Below are 21,221 nucleotides of genomic sequence, written 5' to 3'. Positions count from 1 at the left end.
ATATTCAAAAACACACTAATTATGCACTCTTTTTTCTATATGTTTCTACAATTTCTCTCCGGATTTTTCTCTGTTTGTCTCTATCATCTGATGAAGCTTCATCAGTGCCTCCCTGATTCCGCCCACTTCATCGATCAGCCCCTCCTTTACCGCTTCCTCACCTTCCAGTAAAGTCCCTACATCCTTTACAAGCTGACTGGTATCCAGCATCAGTTCTTCCAGGCGTTCCCTGGATGCCCTGGAATGGGCAGCGATAAAACCTGTGATACGGTCCTGGATCTTTTCCATATTTCGGTAGGTCTGTGCCACTCCTATAAACATCCCGCTCGACCGTACCGGATGGATCACCATCGTTGCGCTTGCAACAGCAAAGGAATAATCCGCTGATACAGCCATGGGAATTCCAATGGAATGTCCTCCTCCGAGCACCAGAGAGACCGTGGGTATGCTTAAGGATGCGATCATTTCCGCAATGGCAAGCCCGGCCTCCACATCTCCGCCGACCGTATTCAAAAGGATCAGAAGCCCCTCAACCTCCTTATCATCTTCTATCATCGCAAGCTTCGGAAGGACATGCTCGTATTTGGTCGTCTTGCTCTGTGAGGGAGCTGTCTCATGCCCTTCCACTTCTCCAATGACTGTCAGAAGTTCGATCCTGTGATCCAGTCGATTCTGATCCAGAACCGCCTCTCCCGTTTCCCTGATCTGTGCATTCTGCTGCTCCTGACAATCCAGTTCTTTCTGCTTCTCATCCTTATTTCTCTCAGACATAAAAATACCTCCATGCATCGTTCATGGAGGTATTCTGTGCAAAAATACAGATTGTTATACGTACTCTCTCAGATCATTCGTCCCAGTTCGTCCAGACATCTGTGACGTCATCATCCTCGTCGAGGAGATCCAGAGTCTTCTGAAGGTTCTTGATATCCTTCTCATCGGTAAGCTCTACATAAGTCTGAGGAACCATGGCAACCTGTGCCTCAAGCATCGGCACGCCAGCCTGCTCGAGTGCCTCTCTTACTGCGCTGAAATCATCCGGAGCAGTGAGGACCTCATAGCTGTCATCTTCTTCGCTGAAATCCTCAGCACCTGCATCCAGTGCGGTCATCATCAGATCGTCCGCATCCATCTCGCATTCTTCTTTGTCGATGATGATCTGACCCTTCTGGTCGAACATGAAGGATACACATCCCTGTGTTCCGATGCTTCCATATCCCTTGGTGAAAGCATTTCTTACATTACTTGCTGTACGGTTCTTATTGTCAGTCAGAGTTTCAACGATGATCGCCACACCGTTCGGGCCATAACCTTCATATGTAGCATGCTCATAGTTGTCAGCAGAATCAGCTCCTGCTGCCTTCTTGATTCCACGCTCGATCGTATCGTTCGGCATGTTGTTTGCCTTTGCCTTCGCAATGACATCACGAAGCTTGCTGTTGTTGTTCGGGTCCGCACCGCCGGCTTTGACTGCCATAACGATCTCACGGCCGATCACGGTAAATATCTTACCTTTTTTGGCATCGTTCTTTTCTTTTTTATGCTTGATATTCGCAAATTTTGAATGTCCTGACATTTTTCTCGCTCCTTTTATTTCTTATCTTCCTGTAAACCATGCTCAAAAAGCCGGTAAACCTGCGTAATTACTGATAAAATATAGCACTTTCCATGAAATTCGTCAAGGATAACTGCTCAAAAAGTAAGCTCAAGACTGATTTCCAGTGCATGATTCACCTTATCCAGCATTGCCTGGTCCAGGTGACAGACCTTATCCTTCAGCCTTCGTTTGTCGATCGTCCGCAGTTGCTCCAGAAGGATCACAGAATCCCTCTCGATCCCATAGGCAGACGCATCGATCTCAATATGTGTCGGCAGTTTCGCTTTATTCATCTTTGATGTAATTGCTGCGCAGATCACAGTCGGGCTGTGCCGGTTGCCCACATCATTCTGGATGATCAGCACCGGACGGATACCGCCCTGCTCGCTTCCGACCACAGGCCGCAGATCTGCATAAAAGATATCTCCTCTTTTAATTACCACACAATTCACACTCCGATTCTTCTGTTACTGTCCCTTATGGAACATCCCATTCTTTTTCTCTGGAATTAGTATTTCCATTTTTTTCTCGTGTATACATGTGTGGTGTTTCCATCTGATTTCGTAACTGCTCAGCCTCACAGTTACGAATCATATTCCTTAGTTAAAGAAGGTAAGCTCTCCCCATTCTCTGCCGTCTCTGATATAGACTCTCGGAACACGCTTGCTGATATCGCAGGCAAATTCATATGAAAAACGTCCGGACAGATCCCCGAAGGTTTCCATGCTGATAAATTCCTTTCCGTCTTTTCCGATCAGAGTCACCTCGTCACCCATATCCGCCTCCGGAATCTTTGTGACATCCACCATAAACTGATCCATACAGACCCTTCCAAGGATCGGAGCCTTCTTACCGTGGATCAGCACCCAGCCTTTATTTGACAGAGAACGCGGATATCCATCTGCGTATCCGACCGGGATCGTTGCCACTCTCATTTCCTTCTTGACGGTAAAGGTTCCGCCATAGCTGATCGCAGCCCCTGGCTCCAGAGTCTTGACATAGGCGATGTGGCTCTTAAGCTCCATAGCCGGGATCAGTTTCAGATTGTCTCTCTCTACTTCGTTAGAAGGATACATCCCATAGATCGTGATACCTGCCCGTACTGCATTCAGATTCGCCTCCGGAATACGGATAATTCCGGCACTGTTGGAACAGTGCTTCATCGGAATCTGAACTCCTGCATCCTCCAGAAGCTTTGCAAAATTCAGATAACGCTTCAGCTGATCCATAGCCGGACTTCTGTCTGTTTCATCCGCTCTCGCAAAATGAGTGAACATTCCCTCGATCTCGACATTCGGAAGCTCTTTGATCTTTTTGATCTGGGCGACACTTTCCTGCCTGTCTGCAAATCCGATCCGGCTCATTCCGGTATCCAGACCAATATGAATATGTACATTTCTTCCCTGACGCTTTGCTTCCTCTGAGAGTTCTTGTGCCATCTCATAAGTACAGACCGACAGACGAATCTCTTTTGCGATCATTTCTGTATAATATTCCTCAAAAACAATCCCCAGGATCAGAATCGGTTTTTTGACGCCGAAGGTACGAAGCTGAAGTGCCTCCTCAGGTGTTGCAACCGCAAATCCCCAGATATAATCATAGTCTTCGATCAGACGGGCGATTGCCTCTGCCCCATGTCCGTATCCATCTGCCTTGATCACCGCAACGATCTGCGTTCCCTCTGCAATATTTTTCTTCATTTCCGCAAAGTTATGTGCGATCGCATCTAATGATACAACCGCTTTTACTCTCTCGAATTTCTTCATAATCCTTTATCTCCTCACTGCATATCGCAAATATTCTTATCAAATATATTCTAACATATTTTCCCGTTCTCTGAGGACCTTCGCCGCGGCTTTTGCAATGTCTCCGGCCTTCATTCCGTAAGTGCCCTTATCCTGTGCCGCCCTGTCTCCTGCAAGCCCATGAAGAAAAACACCCAGGGCCGCCATCTCCGCCAGTTTCACTCTGCCGTCATGTTCTGAAAGGAACGTACACAGAACACCTGCCAAAATTCCCGACAGGACATCTCCGCTTCCCGCCGTCGCCATTCCCGGATTTCCGCTCTGATTGATCCAGCAAAAATCGTCCTCCGGGCCTGTGATGACCGTCGACGCATCCTTTAACACACAGACCACACCGTTTTGCATGGCAAACTTCTCAGCCGTTCCAATAAGATTCTTCTGTATTTCCGGTATTGATAACCTGGATACCTGTTTTTCAGATAAAGACCGACTGGATTCCGGCTTTTTGGACATAAACTCCTCACTCAGCCGGCTCATCTCTCCCAGGTGCGGGGTACAGATCACCTGACTGCCATGAAAATATTTCTTCCACGTCGGGTTCTTCGAAAGCAGATTCAGTCCATCCGCATCCAGGATCACAGGTTTCCCCATTCTCTGTGCGAAAGAGAGGAAAGATTCTGTTTTCTGTGCACTTTTTTCCGACTGTCCAAGGCCCGGTCCGATCACGATCACATCACACCAGCGTGCCGCATCAGACCATGTATCTTCCCCGCTGGAATCATCCGCAAACATCGCCTCTGGAAGAAGCGTCTGCAGCGGAATACGATTCTCTTCATCTGTCAGGATCTTCACCATCCCGGCACCCGCGGCAAATGCTCCCTCTGCACAGAGATATGCGGCACCGCACATCCCCTTACTTCCAGCAACAATAAGAACCTTGCCAAAGGTACCTTTATTTCCATTCGCAATACGCTTCGGGATTTTCCGGAGATCTTTCTTCTCCAGAACCCCTTTCTCCGGCAAAAGCTCCGGATTCTCGTAGATGCCGACATCCGCCGTGACAACCCTTCCTGCAAACATCTTCCCGGGATAAAGACATAAGCCCGTTTTGCCAAAAGCAAAGGTCACTGTCAGATCTGCATGAAAGGCAATCCCAAGTTCTTCCCCGGTGCTGCTGCTCACGCCGGACGGAAGATCGACCGCCACTTTCCAGGCAGACGCCTGATTCATTGCACTCAGCACATCCCGGTAACGTCCCTCGATTGCACGGTCCAGCCCGACGCCGAAAATGGCATCTACTATAGTAGTATATTCCTTCAGTTCCAGGTTATTCACCAGAGGAACCTGATAATTTCCGGCAATTTCCAGCTGACGGCACGTTTCCTCTGTCCGATGATCCGGATTTCCCATCATATAGATTTCGGCAGCATATCCATGAAGGTGCAGGATCCTGGCAATGGCAACACCGTCTCCGCCGTTGTTTCCGCCTCCGCAGACGCATAAGATACGCTCTTTTTGCTTCGTATCCGCAAAATGCCGTTCCATCTCATCCACGACCGCCAGTGCCGCCCTCTCCATCAGAACGCAGGACGGCACACCCATCCTGTCAATCGTATAACGATCCAATGTCTTCATTTCCGGTCCGTTCACAATCCGTCTCATTTCGTCTCCTCTCCAAAAACAACAGAAAGGCTGTTACGCAGCCTCCTTAATGCAAGGAGCCGGGTAACAGCCTTTCACTGTCCTCTTTTTATGAATGCTGCTCTTCTACATGTTCCTGTCGATATTGACTGAGATTGTAGGATAAAGTCATCAGACTCTCCGAAAGATGAACATTCTCTACAATTACGTCATCCGGAGTATCCAGATCAATATGAGCAAAATTCCAGATCGCCTTGATACCATTCTCGATCAGGATATCCGCCATATCCTTCGCCTTATTCTTCGGAAGTGTAAGGATTGCGATCTCAATATTATTCTCTCTTAAGAAAAATGGAAGATTGCTGATCATCTGGATCTCAATTCCGCGAACAGCAATACCTTCAAGTACCGGGTTCACATCAAAGATTCCCAGTAACTTAAAACCACGTTTTTCAAAGTCAACATAATTGGCAAGTGCCTGTCCAAGATTACCGGCACCAACGATGATCATCGGGTGTACCTCATCCAGTCCCAGGATCTTACCGATCTCTGTATAAAGATATTTTACATTATAACCGTATCCCTGCTGCCCAAACCCTCCGAAATTATTCAAATCCTGACGGATCTGAGATGCTGTGACACGCATTTTCTTACTAAGATCATTGGAAGATATACGCTCAACATTGTCTTCCAGTAATTCGCCAAGATAGCGATAATACCGGGGCAGTCTCTTAATTACAGCTTTTGATATCTGTTTTGCCTCCACCGTTGTCCCTCCCTTAATACTTTCCTGTTAATTATAACGAAATGACATTTTATTGTCAATCTATGTTGGTAATTCTGTGCAATTTTTGCTGTTTTTTCGTTGGTTTTTCCTTTACAAAGATAATTTTTCCCCTTATAATCATAGCGTATATTGATTTTGGAGGAATATTTATGATCTTATCATGTCAGAGCATCTATAAGTCTTTTGGCGAAAAAGTCATTCTGAACGATGCCTCTTTTCATATAGAAGAGCGTGAGAAAGCCGCTCTTATCGGCAACAACGGAGCAGGAAAGACAACCCTTCTCCGTATTATAATGGAAGAAATTTCCGCAGATTCCGGTCAGGTCGTTCTGATGAAGGACAAGAAGATCGGTTATCTCGCACAGTATCAGGAGATCAAGGGACACCGCACCATCTATGAGGAGCTGCTCTCAACCAAGCAGTACATCATTGATATGGAAGACCGCATGCGTGCAGCAGAAATACAGATGAAGCATGCCTCCGGCGAGGAGCTCGAGCGTCTGATGAACACCTATACCCGGCTGACCCATGAATTCGAGCTCGAAAACGGCTACGCTTACAGGAGTGAACTGATGGGTGTCCTCAAGGGTCTTGGTTTCACCGAAGAAGATTTCAACAAGCAGATTGAAACGCTCTCCGGTGGACAGAAGACACGCGTTGCACTTGGTAAGCTTCTGATCTCTAAGCCTGACATTCTTCTTCTCGATGAGCCGACCAACCATCTGGATATGGAGAGTATTGCCTGGCTGGAAACCTATCTCCTGAACTATCCAGGTGCTGTATTTATTGTTTCCCATGACCGTTATTTCCTGGATAAGGTTGTAACCAAGGTCATTGAGATCGATGCCGGACAGGTCCGTATGTACAGTGGAAACTACTCTGCCTACGCAGAAAAGAAGGCTCAGCTGCGTGATGCACAGTACAAGGCTTATCTGAACCAGCAGAGAGAGATCAAGCACCAGGAGGCAGTCATTGTCAAGCTGAAATCCTTCAACCGTGAAAAATCCATCCGCCGCGCCGAGAGCCGTGAAAAAATGCTCGGCAAGATCCAGCGAATCGAGAAGCCGACAGAGGTACAGAGCCAGATGCGCCTCTCTCTCGAACCAAGAGTCATCAGTGGAAATGACGTTCTTACCGTGGAGGAGCTTTCCAAGAGTTTCCCGGAGCAGACTCTTTTTACCGATATCTCCTTCCAGATCAAGCGAGGCGAACGCGTTGCCCTGATCGGAAACAACGGTACCGGCAAGACAACCATGCTCAAGATCCTCAACGATCTTATTCCCGCTGATTCCGGAACCTTCACCCTAGGTTCAAAGGTTCAGATCGGCTATTACGATCAGGAGCATCACGTACTGCATCCGGAAAAAACCATCTTTGAAGAAATTTCCGATGCCTACCCGACCCTTACCGAGACAGAGATCCGAAACATGCTCGCCGCCTTTCTTTTTACCAACGATGATGTATTTAAGCTGATCTCTTCCCTCTCCGGTGGTGAGCGCGGTCGTGTCTCTCTCGCAAAGCTGATGCTCTCCGAGGCCAACTTCCTGATCCTCGATGAGCCGACCAACCATCTGGATATCGCATCCAAGGAAATCCTGGAGGAGGCACTGAACAGCTACACCGGTACGGTTCTCTATGTTTCTCATGACCGATACTTTATCAACCAGACCGCGACCAGGATCCTGGAGCTTACCAATCAGGCCGTTGTCAACTACATCGGTGATTACGATTATTACCTTGAGAAAAAAGAAGAACTCACTGAAAAATATGCTCCGATACAGCAGACAGAAGAAACCACTTCCGATGAAGCAGCACCTGCAGCACCTGCGGCATCCGAAGGAAAGCTTACCTGGCAGCAGCAGAAAGAAGAACAGGCACGTAAGCGTAAGCAGGAGGCGGAACTTAAGAAGACGGAACAAAGGATTGAAGAACTCGAAACCAGAGACAAAGAAATCGATGAAACACTGGTTCTTCCGGATGTCTGTACCAACGTCGGACGCTGTGCAGAACTCAGCCGCGAAAAAGACAAAATTCAGGCAGAGCTTGAAGAACTTTATGAAAAATGGGAAACCCTGGCGTAATGCCGTGGGTTTCCCATTTCTTTATATCCCTATTGCTCTGGTTAATTTTTACTATTTAAGAAGAGTATCCAACGTTTCTCTAATCGCAAGAATAAATCCCTCGCTGTTCAATACGGTCGGGTTCTCGATAGTAGTGATCAGTGCCAGATCCTTGGTCATCTTACCGGACTCAATAGTAGAAAGAGTTGCTTTCTCCAGCTTATCCGCGAACTGTGCCAGTTCCGCATTTCCGTCAAGTTCTCCACGCTTACGAAGAGCTCCTGTCCATGCAAAAATAGTTGCCACAGAGTTTGTGGAGGTTTCACCGCCCTCCAGATGACGATAATAATGTCTCTGTACCGTTCCGTGAGCAGCCTCATACTCATAATATCCGTTCGGAGAAACCAGAACAGATGTCATCATTGCAAGGGAACCAAATGCAGAAGATACCATATCACTCATAACATCTCCGTCATAATTCTTGCATGCCCAGATAAATCCTCCCTCTGCCTTCATAACACGGGCAACGATATCATCGATCAGACTGTAGAAGTAAGTAAGACCGGCTTCCTCGAATTTCTCCTTGAATTCCTCATCAAATATAGTCTGGAAGACCTGTTTGAATTTGGCATCATAAGTCTTGGAAATCGTATCCTTGGCACCAAACCATACATCCTGCTTTGTATCCAGTGCATAGTTGAAGCAGCTTCTTGCAAAGCTCTCGATGGATGCCTCCATATTGTGCATACCCATGGCAACTCCCGGAGCCTTGAAATCCTGTACCAGGGCACGCTTCTCTTCTCCGTCCTCTGAAGTATAAACAAGCTCAACCTTGCCCGGTTTGTCAATATACATCTCTGTATTCTTATAGATATCACCATATGCATGACGTGCAAGAGTGATCGGTTTCTTCCAGTTTCGTACACATGGTTCAATTCCCTTCACTACGATCGGAGCACGGAATACCGTTCCGTCCAGGATCGCACGGATCGTTCCGTTCGGGCTCTTGTACATCTTCTTGAGATCATACTCGTCCATACGCGCATGGTTCGGGGTGATCGTCGCACATTTAACTGCAACACCATATTTCTTGGTTGCCTCTGCTGCATCGATCGTTACCTGATCATCTGTGTCATTACGGTGTGCAAGACCAAGATCATAGTATTCTGTATTCAGGTCAATATACGGAAGCAGTAATTCATCCTTGATCATCTTCCAGAGAATTCTGGTCATCTCATCTCCGTCCATTTCTACTAACGGCGTTGTCATCTGAATTTTTGTCATAAGTTTCTCCTCTCTGTGTAGCATTTATTTTACTGTTCACAGTAAGTTACTATACGCTGCTCCTGTTGCTTTGAACAGCGATTTGTTACATTGTAGCGAAAAAAACTCTGTCCGTCAATACTTTCAGGCTTTACCATAGTAAATCTTACAAATTTTCCAGAAAATTACAGCGAAAGGAACTTTTGACAGTTAAATTTTCCCCATCCCTGCTGATTCCTGGAAAGGCCCAGATCATCCGCACTGTCACGCAGCATCATCTTGATATCCACATTTGTAAGCATCGGATCCTTTTCCAGGGCAAGTGCCGCCGCTCCGGATATCACCGGTGTAGACATCGAAGTGCCGCTTTTCATTGCATAGGTATTCCCCGCTCCCGGTGCACACGCCATGATCCGCCGCCCCGGTGCAACCAGATCCGGTTTGCAGACACACTCAAACGTCGGTCCTCTTCCAGAGATTGCCGTCTTTCCCAGAAGCATATCACTGGAGCCCACCGTGATCACCTTCTTGCTGCATCCCGGCGCGGTAATGCTGCCCGGCTCCGGACCACGGTTTCCCGCCGCTGCAACCACCACCAGTCCCTGGTCCCAGAGAGCCTCCACTCCACGGACCAGAACATCCTTGTCACTTCTGGTCTTATATGTTGTTCCGACCGAAATATTTACGATCCGGATCTTGTATTCCTCCCGGTGATTCTCGATCCACCGAAACGCCGCCAGAATATCCTCCTTGTTTCCATTTCCGAAACGGTCCAGCACCTTAAGGCTTATCAGAAAACATCCCGGTGCCATTCCCTTATACTTTCCCATGGAAGCCTCTCCGCTTCCGCCAAGAATCCCCGCAACACACGTTCCATGTCCGTTGTCATCATAGGGAAAGGTTCTATATGAAATAAAATCTGCAAAAGCATAAATACGATCACCAAAATCCATATGAGGATAAATTCCCGTATCCAGAAGTACCACACCGATGCCTTTTCCGGTATAAACTGACTGCTTCATGAATATACTCCTGATAAATGGACTTATTTTAATGTATTCAAAAAAGTACAATGATGCATAATTTTTGAAAAAATGCCAATACTGAAAGCCATAGAAACCAGAAGGAGGCTTTTTATGTTGATCATTTTTCTGATACTCTTTTTTCTGCTGCAGATACTTGTACTCTTCTGCTGCCTTGCCGCCGGAAACGATCCGGCCTCACAGGAATTATCCGACCGGGAGCAGATGGAATATATACAAAACTGGATGAAAAAGCATTCCGGGTCATGAAACCGCCATATGAAATTTCAGCCGGTTCATCTGCTTCCTCTTGGACTGCATGGAGGAATGGACATAATAGCTGAGTGTGATATTGGTATTCGTATGTCCCAGAATCTCACTCAGTGTCTTAATGTCCATTCCCGCCTCTACACAGCGAGTCGCAAATGTGTGCCGCAATGTATGGAAATTCACATATCTGAGTTCACAGTCTGCCAGCGTCTTCTTAAAAAAATACTGATAGTTTCTCGGCTCGATCGGTTCTGCATTTCCGCTCAGAAAATAATCCTCATCCCTCATCTCCCCGGACATCTCACGAAGCAATATCCAAAAGCTTCTCGGCAGTGGGATCGCTCGCACAGAAGCCCCTGACTTTGGTTCTCCACTGATCAGTTTTGTCTTTTTTTCATGATCACTTCTGGTTTCTGTAACTCTCTGAAGTGTCCTGTTAATATACAGAACATGTCTCTTTCTGTCGATATCTCTCCATTGAAGTCCACATATTTCCCCCAGCCGAAGCCCCGTATAAAGACAGATCAGGATGCCTGCACAGCGTGGTTTCTGCCGGTGTTCCCATAAATACGTTTCCAGCTTTCGCTGTTCTCTGAGTGTCAGGATATCCTTGTCTGTCCTCTGCAGCTTCGGCAGCACCATATTTCCGGCAATATCATGCAGGCCGTATTCCTTTTCCGCATAACGAAGAACTGACTTCAGTATCGTACAAATATCCCTCACCGTTTTGGTGCTGATCTCCTCCAGCTTCCGACAGGTATATGAATTCACCACGGAAGAACTGATCTCCTCCAGTGGATATTTTCCAAGTTCCGGCAAAACATGCTTCTGAATGATCATCTGGTAACGTGCAAACGTTGATTCCCTCACAGATAATCTCTTCATATCCAGCCACTCCGTACAAACCTGTTCCAAAATAATTACCATTGTTCTCATTGGTATCTTCTCCTTTTTTACAAAGTATTATAAGATACCAAAAAGCAGAGGATACAGTCATTTATAGCAATGATTGTCCCTCTGCCTGATTTCATTCATTATTCGTAACTGTGCGGGATACTACCTTCTGAATAGTTACTATTATTCTACAGTAACACTTTTTGCGAGGTTTCTCGGTTTATCTACATCGAGTCCCTTAGAAACACTTACATAATATCCCAGAAGCTGAAGCGGGATCACTGCAAGTGAGGTAGCAAAGTGAGGATCTGTCTTTGGAATATAAACTGTGAAGTCTGCAGTATCTTCAATATTGTAATTTCCAAATGTGGTCAGACCCATCAGATAGGCACCGCGGCTCTTACACTCTACCATATTGCTGACGGTTTTTTCGTAAAGAGCCGGCTGGGTGAGAACACCGATCACCAGCGTTCCGTCCTCGATCAGGGAAATAGTTCCGTGCTTCAGCTCACCTGCCGCATATGCCTCCGAATGGATGTAGCTGATCTCCTTCATCTTGAGACTGCCTTCCATACTGATCGCATAATCGATTCCACGTCCTACAAAGAAAACATCATGTGCATTTGCCTGCTTGGAAGCAAACCACTGGATTCTTTCTTTATCATCAATAATTCTCTGCACTTTCTCCGGAAGAGTTTTGAGTTCTTCAATATATCCTGTATACTGTTCCTCTGTGATCTGCTCCCTGATCTTGGCAAACTGGATTGCAAGTAGATAAGCTGCGATCAGCTGTGTACTGTATGCCTTGGTCGTAGCAACGGAAATCTCCGGTCCTGCAAGTGTGTAGAAGATATTATCCGCCTCACGGGCAATAGAAGAACCAACTACATTAACAATTGCAAGCGTACGGATTCCATGCTTCTTACAAAGACGCAGTGCGGCAAGACTGTCTGCGGTCTCTCCGGACTGACTGATCACAACCGCCAGTGCATGAGGATCCAGAATCGGATTACGATAACGGAATTCAGATGCAAGCTCTACACGCACCGGAATCCTTGCTATATCCTCGATCACATACTGTGCTGCCATACCTACATGATAGGCGGATCCGCAGGCAATGATATAAATCTGGGAAATATCCCTGATTTCTTCTTCTGTAAGTCCAACCTCTGTGAGATCGATCCTGTCATCCTTCAGAGCAGAATTCAGAGTATCCTGGATTGCCTTCGGCTGCTCATGGATCTCTTTCATCATGAAATGCTCAAAACCGGCCTTCTCTGCCGCCTCTGCGTCCCAGTCGACTACCTTCAGTTCTTTCTCGATTTCTTCACCGTCCAGATTATAGAATGTAATCTCGCCCTTATGCACACGGGCCATCTCCATATTCCCTATATAATAAACATTTCTTGTATATTTCAGGATTGCCGGAACATCTGATGCAATATAGGATTCACCATTCTCAACACCCAGGATCATCGGGCTGTCTTTTCTTGCCACATAAATCTCTTCCGGATAATCCTTGAACATGATTGCCATTGCATAAGAACCACGGATACGAACCATGGAATGATTGATCGCATCTACCGGAGTTCCTTCATATTTCTTATAATAATAATCGATCAGCTTTACAGCCACCTCTGTGTCTGTCTCGGAATAGAAAGTATAGCCCTTACGAAGCAGCTTATCCTTCAGCTCCTGATAATTCTCAATGATTCCGTTGTGTACAGCTACAACATTTCCGTCATCACTGATATGTGGATGTGCATTATTCTCCGAAGGCTCTCCATGAGTCGCCCAGCGGGTATGACCAATACCACAGGTGCCTGGAACAGATTCTCCGTTGTTTGTCTTCTCAGCAAGCCCTTTCAGACGACCTTTTGCCTTGATAACCCTGGTCTCCTTCCCCCCATCGCGCACTGCGATTCCGGCAGAGTCATAGCCACGATATTCAAGCTTGGAAAGTCCATCCAGCAAGATCGGTGCTGCCTGATGATCACCTGTAAATCCTACGATTCCACACATAAATATATCTCCTCTTATTCCTTCAATGCATATTAAAAGTAAAAAAATTCTAGCTTATAATAGCACAATCCGATGATGATTTCAATGTCTTTATATTATTGTCCTTTTTTATTGCATTTTCACATATTTTTTTTGCAGAGATATTTTATTTTCATTCTACAGTTTTATGTTATTTTAAACGACATTATTTATTCTATTACAAAAAATATTTTTTATTTATTCTATTATAATTGACATTTCAATTACTATCTGCTATGCTCACCTTATCGTAACTGTTCAGTACCCTCACAGTTACGAGTCAAAATGCATTCCAAATCACCTTCGGTGATGGCATTTTGACTTGTATGTCTCGGGATTTGGGCAAAAATATGCCAAAACGCCTCGTGGGATACTACCTTCTGAATAGTTACACCTTATCATATTAAATGCAATTGACACTTTCATAATAATTTATAAGATTAAGATTTGGAGAGGAATCATGAAGAAATTATCTATTACAAAAATGGCCGATACCATTATCACCAGAAGAAAAGCTCAGAAACTCACACAGGCACAGCTCGCCGAGATGACCAATATCAACCGCGGCATGATCAGCCGTCTGGAAAGTCTTGACTACACCCCGTCGATCGATCAGCTTCAGGCTATCGCAGAAGTACTTGGTTTTGAGGTAGTCGACTTATTTGAGGACGATAAGCCTGCTGTAAACAAACCGGTTCTTGACAGAAGGTACAATATCGCCGTTGCCGGCACCGGTTATGTAGGACTTTCTATCGCCACCCTTCTTTCTCAGCACAACCATGTGACAGCTGTCGATATCATCCCTGAAAAAGTCGATCTTATCAACAACAGGAAGTCTCCGATCCAGGATGACTATATTGAGAAGTATCTTGCAGAAAAAGACCTCGACCTTACTGCTACACTTGACGGTGAGGAAGCATACAAAAACGCGGACTTTGTTGTGATTGCTGCACCGACAAACTACGACAGCAAGAAAAATTTCTTCGACTGCTCAGCTGTAGAGGCGGTGATTGAACTCGTATTAAAGGTTAATCCAGCTGCAACCATGATCATCAAATCAACCATTCCGGTGGGATATACTGCTTCCGTAAGAAAGAAATACAATACCAGAAACATCATCTTCAGCCCGGAATTTCTCCGTGAATCGAAGGCTCTGTATGACAATCTTTACCCATCAAGAATCATTGTATCCTGTGATGAGGAATCCTCAGAGCAGGCTCATACCTTTGCCGCCCTTCTTAAGCAGGGGGCTATCAAGGAGAATATAGATACTCTGTTCATGGGATTCACCGAGGCCGAAGCTGTTAAGCTGTTTGCAAACACATATCTCGCTCTTCGTGTATCTTATTTCAACGAACTCGACACCTACGCAGAGACAAAAGGATTAAATACACAGCAGATCATCGAGGGTGTCTGCCTGGATCCACGTATCGGAACGCATTACAATAACCCAAGCTTTGGATACGGCGGATACTGCCTGCCAAAGGATACCAAGCAGCTTCTCGCAAACTTCAACGATGTACCGCAGAATATGATCTCTGCTATCGTAGAAAGCAATCGTACACGAAAAGATTTTATCGCCGACCAGGTACTGAATATGGCAGGATATTATGATTATTATAATCGCGGAGATTATGCTCCGGATCAGGAGAAAACCTGTGTTATCGGCGTGTACCGCTTAACTATGAAATCTAATTCAGACAATTTCAGACAGTCATCCATCCAGGGCGTTATGAAACGAATCAAGGCCAAGGGTGCTTCTGTGATCATTTATGAGCCAACTTTAAAGGACGGAGACACCTTCTTCGGTTCCCTGGTTGTAAATGATCTGAACAAATTCAAAAAGAAAAGCCAGGCGATCATCGCGAACAGATATGACTCCTGCCTTGATGATGTGAAGGACAAGGTATATACACGAGACATCTTCAAGAGAGACTGATAAATATAGTAAGGTCTATGTATCCCTGAAAATGGGCATAAAAACCCCCGTTGATTTCTCAACGGGGGTTTTCAGGTTCATCCCGGATACCTTCAGATACTCCCATTCACCCGGGTCTATTACATTCAGCTCGGAATCAATATACATGCACAATACCCCGGATGCGGCTGAAAGCAATAAATAGACAGATCTTTCCCGATTTCCGGACTGTAATCATGTAAAATGACCTTTGTTCCGTTTAAAGCTACGTCGGCATAAGTAACCAGCCATTTTTTATCTCCATTTTCAAACACCTCATAAAATGAATTATTCAGCATTTCTGAAACCGGAATTCCCTCTACAACAGCCATTTCCTCATTACAATAACGAAATACAAAATCCACTCCCCTGCCGTTCGCATCAAATACAAGTTCAATAACACAAAAAGCAAGCGGCATGTCATTGAGAATACTACATTTTTCCAACAATTCAAGGGGAACCATTTTCTCTGCTTTTGCATCCTGTTCTTTGGACAATCCTAACGCCTGTCTAAGCTGTTTATGTTGACTGATATTCCTTTTTCGTCCCTGAAATACACTTCCATCTGTCATGGTATATAATCCGTCATCTGAAATATTTACAATCTGTGATTTTCGAAGAAGAACACCTTTTGTAATATTCACAAATTCTTCATCCGGAAGATAAATTGCAATCTCTTTCACCGGAATTGCAGTCAGGATCTCTTTTCCATCAAAAAATGTAATTTTTGTATGTGGATTTTGACGTGTAAGATAAAGAATATTAGCTATATCAATATTCTTACGTTCAAAAAAATGAAGTACATTATATCTCATGTAAAAGTACCTGCTTTCTGTTCATTAATAATTTTCTGACTTTTATGTTACTATAACTTTCGTCAAAATACAATAAAACTTTTCATAATTTCATTTTAAACTCTTAATAGTTATTTATTTTTTGAGTTTAATTAATATATTAAAAAAGCATTTAAGATTTACATGCGTTTACTCGTTTTAAATCCACAAATTCATTGCTGTTTAAATGTATTTATGTTAAAATAAAAACAGTGAGGATAACGATACAAAGAAAGGAGGAAAAGAAAAATGAAAGCTGATTCAGGTTTGAAAAAGAACAGAACAAAGATCCAGATGGTGCTTACCGCCCTAGTGATCTTATCCGTTGTACGTCAGTTTTTTCTGGGAAATTACCACAATATGTTTCTGGGAATCTTAACATTGATTCTTTTTATGGTTCCACAGTTTCTGGACAGGAAACTGAGTGTCACAATACCACCGGGACTGGAGACAGTCATTCTGATTTTTATCTTTTCAGCAGAGATTCTTGGCGAGATCAATGCCTTTTATGTAAAAATCCCCATCTGGGATACCATTTTACATACTACTAACGGCTTTCTGATGGCTGCCATCGGATTTGCACTGATCGATCTTTTTAACCGCAGTGACAGGTTTTCCATTAAAATGTCACCGTATTTTGTAGCTTTTTTTGCATTCTGTTTTTCAATGACTGTTGGTGTTATGTGGGAATTCTTTGAATTCAGTATGGACTGGTTCTTTGGAATGGATATGCAGAAAGACTGGATCGTACCGGCCATCAACTCTGTGAAGCTGAATCCTACCGGTGCAAATGTTCCGATCCATGTAGATGTTCAGTCTCTGGTCGTTAACGGCGAGACCTGGAATCTGGGCGGCTATCTTGATATCGGTATTGTTGACACCATGAAAGATCTGATCGTAAACTTTATCGGTGCAGTCGTATTTTCTATCATCGGTATTCTGTATCTGCGAAACCGCGGAAAAGGAAAGCTGGCAGCTTCTCTGATCCCGCAGGTACGCAGCAAACAGGAAGAAGAGCATTCTTCCAAGGATCAGTAAGATCCACAGCTACCGAAACTGGCACACTTTTCTGGAAATATTCTCCAGTTCTTCTCTGGAAAGCTCAGGAAGTCTTTCCAGCTGATCCATAAACATGGCAAGTGTCTCTTTTCGCTGCAATTCCACCATCTGGGTGTAGAAATTAACCACTACCCCGGTGGCAATGGCAACTACAAAAATCGAATAGATCGTCAGAAGAACGGAACACATTTTTCCAATAAAAGTAACCGCAACCACATCACCAAATCCGGCAGTGGAGATCACCGCATAGCAATACCACAGCGCATCTCCGTATCGGTTAATGTCCGGTTCAACCAGCTGGATCACTGCTGCGACAGCAAAAATAAACACAATAAAACCAATGATAATTTTATCTGCGCGAGTCCGTTTTAAAACACTGCCTAATACTTTAATTCTTTTCATGCCCCTGTCCTCCAATGAAATAATCTGTTGTCTGAAATTAATTGAAGTATAGTATAAAACGGTTTCACTTGCAATATGAAAGGAGCTTAACAGTATGAAAGATAATAAAGCAATGAAATACATCACTTTGATCACCGGAGTTTTAACACTGTTGTTAGGAATTTACACTCTTGTAAGGCCAATGAGGACTTTTCTCTCAATCGGCTGGATCCTGGGAATCCTTCTGTTTGTAAATGGTATTGAACTTGTAATCCTTTCTTTATCCAAAGAAAAGAAAGAGATCGGGGGATGTATTCTCGGTGTTCTGGAAGGACTTGCAGGTATTATCTTATTATTCAGCGGCATCCAGCGTTTCATCACAGATGTAATGGCTGCTTATCTGGTTGGTGCAAGTATTCTGGTTTATGGTATTTTCCAGATTGTCAGCGGCACAAAGGTATATAAAACTTCTAAAGGAAAAGGTATCCTGAGCATTGTGTGCGGTGTTTTATCCGTGATTGTCAGCATCATTTCATTTACCCATCCTGTGCTTACCATGATCTCTGCAGGATATATGATCGCTTTTTCTGTTTTGATGCAGGGTATCAATATGATCGTACTTGGAATCAATTTTGGAAAGGCAGAAAGCTGACAAAAAGGGTATAACTGTATGAATAACGCAAAAAGCCCCAAAAACGTATCTTTAAAAAATCAGCTTGAATTGTGGCTGTTCTGTACACTCATTGGTGCTGTTGCCGGTGCACTGGTATGGATCCTGCTGAAAATAATGGCAGTCGGAACTGAATTTCTATGGAAATGGCTTCCCGGAAAAACCTCTGTTCCCTATTATACGATTCTTATCTGTGCAGCCGGTGCGGCAATTATCGGTATTTTCCGAAAAATATTCGGAGACTATCCCGAAGATCTGGAAACCGTTATGGAAAAAGTCAGAACAGAAAAAAGATACGAATACAAAAACATGCTTGTAATGATGGTTGCAGCACTGCTGCCATTACTCATAGGAAGCAGTGTAGGTCCCGAAGCCGGACTTACCGGAATCATCGTAGGTTTATGCTACTGGGCCGGAGACAACCTGAAATTTGCCAGACAGAATACCAGAAATTATTCACAGGTCGGTGCCGCAGTCTCCATGAGTGTGCTGTTTCATGCACCTCTGTTCGGCATTTTCGAAGTAGAAGAAAACTCTGAAGAAGATCTTGCCTCCTTAACAAAGGGTTCCAAAGTATTTCTTTACGGAATCGCGCTGGCTGCAGGCACTGGTATTTATGCAGGTTTATCTGCACTTTTTGGTGCAGGACTCTCTGGATTCCCATCCTTTGATATGGTGGAAATCCAGAAAAAAGACTATCTGCTTATGATTCTGTATATTTTGTGTGGTCTTATCCTGGCCTGCTTCTATCAGGCAACGCACAAACTGACCGGAAATATTTCCAGCAGATTCCCGGCAGTTGTCAAAGAAATTTTTGCAGGTTTATGCCTTGGAATCACGGGTTCCTTCTTACCTGCACTTATGTTTTCCGGAGAAGAACAGATGGGAACACTTATGAAAACCTATACCTCTTATCTGCCACTGGCACTTATTGGCATTGCGTTTCTCAAGCTCCTGCTGACAAATCTGTGTATTCAGTTCGGTTTAAAGGGAGGACATTTTTTCCCTGTCATCTTTGCCGGAGTATGTATGGGATACGGCATTGCAATGCTGACCTGCGGGCCGGACGGGGGACATGTGGTATTTGGAGCTGCAATCGTTACTGCATCACTTCTCGGCGGAATTATGAAAAAACCACTGGCAGTAACCATGCTTCTCTTCCTCTGCTTCCCGGTCAAAATGTTTATCTGGATTTTCATTGCAGCAGCAGCTGGAAGCAAACTCTCTACATTAAAACCAGAGCAGGTAAGTTCTGCCGTTTAACAAAACAACCAAGCCCCCCGTTGATTTCTCAACGGGGGTTTCTTATATCCATTTTGGGTACATGCAGATACTCTTCTGCACTCCTGCAGATTTCCTCTTCTGTTTTTTCAGCGATTTCTTTATCTTCTGCGCTGACAGAAATATACATCTTAAGTTTCGGCTCTGTACCAGACGGACGAATCACAATGGAACAGTTGTCTTCCAGCAGAAACTTCAGCACATCAGATTTTGGCAATCCATCAAGACCTGCTGCATAGTCCAGAAGTTTAAGCACCTTCTTATTACCAAATTTCTCAACATCACCACGAAACGCCTTCATGATCTTCTGCATTTTGACAAATCCGACACTGCCATCAAATTCATAACTGTGCAGGGTATTCAGACAGTATCCATACATCCGGTACAATTCATCCAGTTTATCCAGAAGACCAATGCCTTTCGTAGCATAATAGCTGAACATCTCACAGATCATGCAGGCACCGTTCACGCCATCTTTGTCGCGAACATAGGAGCCGGTCAGATAACCATAGCTTTCCTCAAAGCCAAAGACATAACTGTCGGCTTTCTTCTGCTCTTCCAGTTTGCCGATCTGCTCACCGATAAACTTAAAGCCCGTCAGAACATTGATCGTACGCAATCCATAATGCTCTGCGATCTGCTGTGCCATGTCCATCGTTACAATGGTTTTAACCATAACCGGATCTGCGGGCATTTTATGGTGCTTCTGACGCTGGCTGCAAATATAATCCAACAATAACATCCCCGTCTGATTCCCCGTCAGCAATTCATACTCTCCCACATGATTCTTAACCGCAATCCCCACACGGTCACAGTCCGGGTCTGTAGCCAGCATCAGATCTGCATTGCATCTTTTGGCATATTCTATCCCCAGTGCCATTGCTTCCTTAATTTCCGGATTCGGATACGGACAGGTCGGAAATCTTCCGTCGGGCTGCTCCTGCTCTCTCACCACCGTAATATTCGTATATCCCATCTCTTTCAGGGTACGGGTAACAGGTTTTAAGCCACTTCCATTCAATGGACTGTATACGATCGCAATATTCTTATCAACTTCCTCACCAAATAAAACAGACTGGCTTTTCACCTGCTCTATAAACGCGGTAAATACCTCATCCTGAATATACTGAATGCTGCCATTTGCAATTCCTGTCTCAAAATCACTGTTTCTGACATCCGCAAAAATATCCAGCTTCTCAATCTCTTTCAGGATGTTATCCGCTGCCTCCACTGTGATCTGGCAGCCATCCGGTCCATAAACCTTATAACCATTATATTTGGATGGATTATGCGATGCCGTGATCATCACACCCGCAGAGGTATGCAGATATCTTGCTGCAAAAGAGACGGTCGGAACCGGCATAAGAACCGGCCAGATACTGACTCTGACACCGTTCGCTGCAAACACTCCGGCAGCAGTTCTGGCAAACACATCACTCTTGATCCGGCTGTCATAACCGATTGCCACAGACGGTTCCTCAAAATTTTTCTTCAGATAATCAGCCAGCCCCTGCGAAGCCTTTGCTATGGTATAAATATTTATACGGTTTGTTCCGGCACCGATCACACCACGCAGACCGCCGGTACCAAAAGCAAGATCCCGATAAAAAGCATCTTCCATCTTTGCATCATCCATTGATCTCAATTCTTCAACGATATCTTCATCCATCGCTGCCTGTTTCATCCAACGCTCATATTCTTTCCTGTAATCCATTTCCATCTCC

At 44.7% G+C, this 21,221-nt stretch carries 19 protein-coding genes; 6 read left to right on the top strand and 13 right to left on the bottom strand.

Annotation, left to right across the window (positions count from 1 at the left end; translation table 11 throughout):
- Nucleotides 1-45 precede the first annotated feature (45 nt).
- From LIR34_RS02665 to LIR34_RS02640, 6 genes are all read right to left on the bottom strand, one after another.
- Complete coding sequence (locus LIR34_RS02665) at nt 46-771, bottom strand: ClpP family protease (protein WP_161285646.1); 726 nt, start codon at nt 769-771, stop codon at nt 46-48.
- Nucleotides 772-844: 73 nt separating this feature from the next.
- Nucleotides 845-1,573: a YebC/PmpR family DNA-binding transcriptional regulator gene (locus tag LIR34_RS02660; RefSeq protein ID WP_173901957.1), complete on the bottom strand. Its 729-nt coding sequence runs from the start codon at nt 1,571-1,573 to the stop codon at nt 845-847.
- A 116-nt stretch (nt 1,574-1,689) separates the two neighbouring features.
- Nucleotides 1,690-2,037 carry a type II toxin-antitoxin system PemK/MazF family toxin gene (locus tag LIR34_RS02655; RefSeq protein ID WP_022215039.1) on the bottom strand — a complete coding sequence of 116 codons (348 nt, stop codon included), beginning with the start codon at nt 2,035-2,037 and terminating at the stop codon, nt 1,690-1,692.
- 156 nt (nt 2,038-2,193) lie between these two features.
- Nucleotides 2,194-3,360: an alanine racemase gene (gene alr / locus LIR34_RS02650; protein WP_173901958.1), complete on the bottom strand. Its 1,167-nt coding sequence runs from the start codon at nt 3,358-3,360 to the stop codon at nt 2,194-2,196.
- Between the two features lie 39 nt (nt 3,361-3,399).
- Complete coding sequence (locus tag LIR34_RS02645; protein WP_173901959.1) at nt 3,400-5,001, bottom strand: NAD(P)H-hydrate dehydratase; 1,602 nt, start codon at nt 4,999-5,001, stop codon at nt 3,400-3,402.
- 88 nt (nt 5,002-5,089) lie between these two features.
- Nucleotides 5,090-5,746, bottom strand: coding sequence for a redox-sensing transcriptional repressor Rex (locus tag LIR34_RS02640; protein WP_161285650.1), 657 nt, complete (start codon nt 5,744-5,746; stop codon nt 5,090-5,092).
- Between the two features lie 170 nt (nt 5,747-5,916).
- Here LIR34_RS02640 and abc-f point away from each other — a divergent pair, with 170 nt between their 5' ends.
- A complete protein-coding gene (gene abc-f / locus LIR34_RS02635) occupies nt 5,917-7,848 on the top strand; it encodes a ribosomal protection-like ABC-F family protein (protein ID WP_173901960.1) in 1,932 nt (643 codons plus the stop codon).
- A 51-nt stretch (nt 7,849-7,899) separates the two neighbouring features.
- On the opposite strand, the gene LIR34_RS02630 is transcribed toward abc-f, so the two are convergent.
- Both LIR34_RS02630 and LIR34_RS02625 read right to left on the bottom strand, forming a co-directional pair.
- Entirely contained in the window at nt 7,900-9,111 is a 1,212-nt protein-coding gene (locus LIR34_RS02630; protein WP_173901961.1) for an NADP-dependent isocitrate dehydrogenase, read from the bottom strand.
- Between the two features lie 164 nt (nt 9,112-9,275).
- Nucleotides 9,276-10,112 (bottom strand): S8 family peptidase, encoded by an 837-nt coding sequence (locus LIR34_RS02625; protein ID WP_173901962.1) that lies wholly within the window; start codon nt 10,110-10,112, stop codon nt 9,276-9,278.
- Between the two features lie 114 nt (nt 10,113-10,226).
- On the opposite strand from LIR34_RS02625, the gene LIR34_RS02620 reads away from it, so the two are divergent.
- Nucleotides 10,227-10,382 (top strand): hypothetical protein, encoded by a 156-nt coding sequence (locus tag LIR34_RS02620; RefSeq protein WP_173901963.1) that lies wholly within the window; start codon nt 10,227-10,229, stop codon nt 10,380-10,382.
- On the opposite strand, the gene LIR34_RS02615 is transcribed toward LIR34_RS02620, so the two are convergent.
- Both LIR34_RS02615 and glmS read right to left on the bottom strand, forming a co-directional pair.
- Nucleotides 10,377-11,318, bottom strand: coding sequence for a tyrosine-type recombinase/integrase (locus LIR34_RS02615; RefSeq protein WP_173901964.1), 942 nt, complete (start codon nt 11,316-11,318; stop codon nt 10,377-10,379). The two genes, LIR34_RS02620 and LIR34_RS02615, sit on opposite strands and share 6 nt — an antisense overlap.
- A 141-nt stretch (nt 11,319-11,459) precedes the next feature.
- The gene (glmS, locus tag LIR34_RS02610) at nt 11,460-13,298 is read right to left on the bottom strand and encodes a glutamine--fructose-6-phosphate transaminase (isomerizing) (protein ID WP_173901965.1); all 1,839 of its coding nucleotides are present in this window, start codon (nt 13,296-13,298) and stop codon (nt 11,460-11,462) included.
- Between the two features lie 478 nt (nt 13,299-13,776).
- Between glmS and LIR34_RS02605 the strand changes: the two genes are divergently transcribed.
- The gene (locus LIR34_RS02605) at nt 13,777-15,255 is read left to right on the top strand and encodes a nucleotide sugar dehydrogenase (protein ID WP_161285655.1); all 1,479 of its coding nucleotides are present in this window, start codon (nt 13,777-13,779) and stop codon (nt 15,253-15,255) included.
- Nucleotides 15,256-15,380: 125 nt separating this feature from the next.
- On the opposite strand, the gene LIR34_RS02600 is transcribed toward LIR34_RS02605, so the two are convergent.
- Nucleotides 15,381-16,088 carry a hypothetical protein gene (locus LIR34_RS02600; protein WP_173901966.1) on the bottom strand — a complete coding sequence of 236 codons (708 nt, stop codon included), beginning with the start codon at nt 16,086-16,088 and terminating at the stop codon, nt 15,381-15,383.
- 267 nt (nt 16,089-16,355) lie between these two features.
- Here LIR34_RS02600 and LIR34_RS02595 point away from each other — a divergent pair, with 267 nt between their 5' ends.
- Nucleotides 16,356-17,144: a hypothetical protein gene (locus tag LIR34_RS02595; RefSeq protein WP_173901967.1), complete on the top strand. Its 789-nt coding sequence runs from the start codon at nt 16,356-16,358 to the stop codon at nt 17,142-17,144.
- Between the two features lie 9 nt (nt 17,145-17,153).
- Here the strand turns inward: LIR34_RS02595 and LIR34_RS02590 are convergent, their stop codons facing one another.
- The gene (locus LIR34_RS02590) at nt 17,154-17,567 is read right to left on the bottom strand and encodes a potassium channel family protein (RefSeq protein ID WP_173901968.1); all 414 of its coding nucleotides are present in this window, start codon (nt 17,565-17,567) and stop codon (nt 17,154-17,156) included.
- Nucleotides 17,568-17,661: 94 nt separating this feature from the next.
- Between LIR34_RS02590 and LIR34_RS02585 the strand changes: the two genes are divergently transcribed.
- Complete coding sequence (locus LIR34_RS02585; protein ID WP_173901969.1) at nt 17,662-18,198, top strand: HdeD family acid-resistance protein; 537 nt, start codon at nt 17,662-17,664, stop codon at nt 18,196-18,198.
- An 18-nt stretch (nt 18,199-18,216) separates the two neighbouring features.
- A complete protein-coding gene (locus tag LIR34_RS02580) occupies nt 18,217-19,479 on the top strand; it encodes a chloride channel protein (protein WP_173901970.1) in 1,263 nt (420 codons plus the stop codon).
- Nucleotides 19,480-19,507: 28 nt separating this feature from the next.
- Here the strand turns inward: LIR34_RS02580 and LIR34_RS02575 are convergent, their stop codons facing one another.
- Nucleotides 19,508-21,217: a phospho-sugar mutase gene (locus tag LIR34_RS02575; RefSeq protein ID WP_442860848.1), complete on the bottom strand. Its 1,710-nt coding sequence runs from the start codon at nt 21,215-21,217 to the stop codon at nt 19,508-19,510.
- Nucleotides 21,218-21,221: the final 4 nt, after the last annotated feature.

It is taken from the genome of Blautia sp. MSK17_66, assembly GCF_020538025.1.
GTDB lineage: Bacteria > Bacillota > Clostridia > Lachnospirales > Lachnospiraceae > Blautia_A.
The sequence above is the reverse complement of the archived record's forward strand: the minus strand, read 5'-3'. Positions and strand labels throughout refer to the sequence as shown.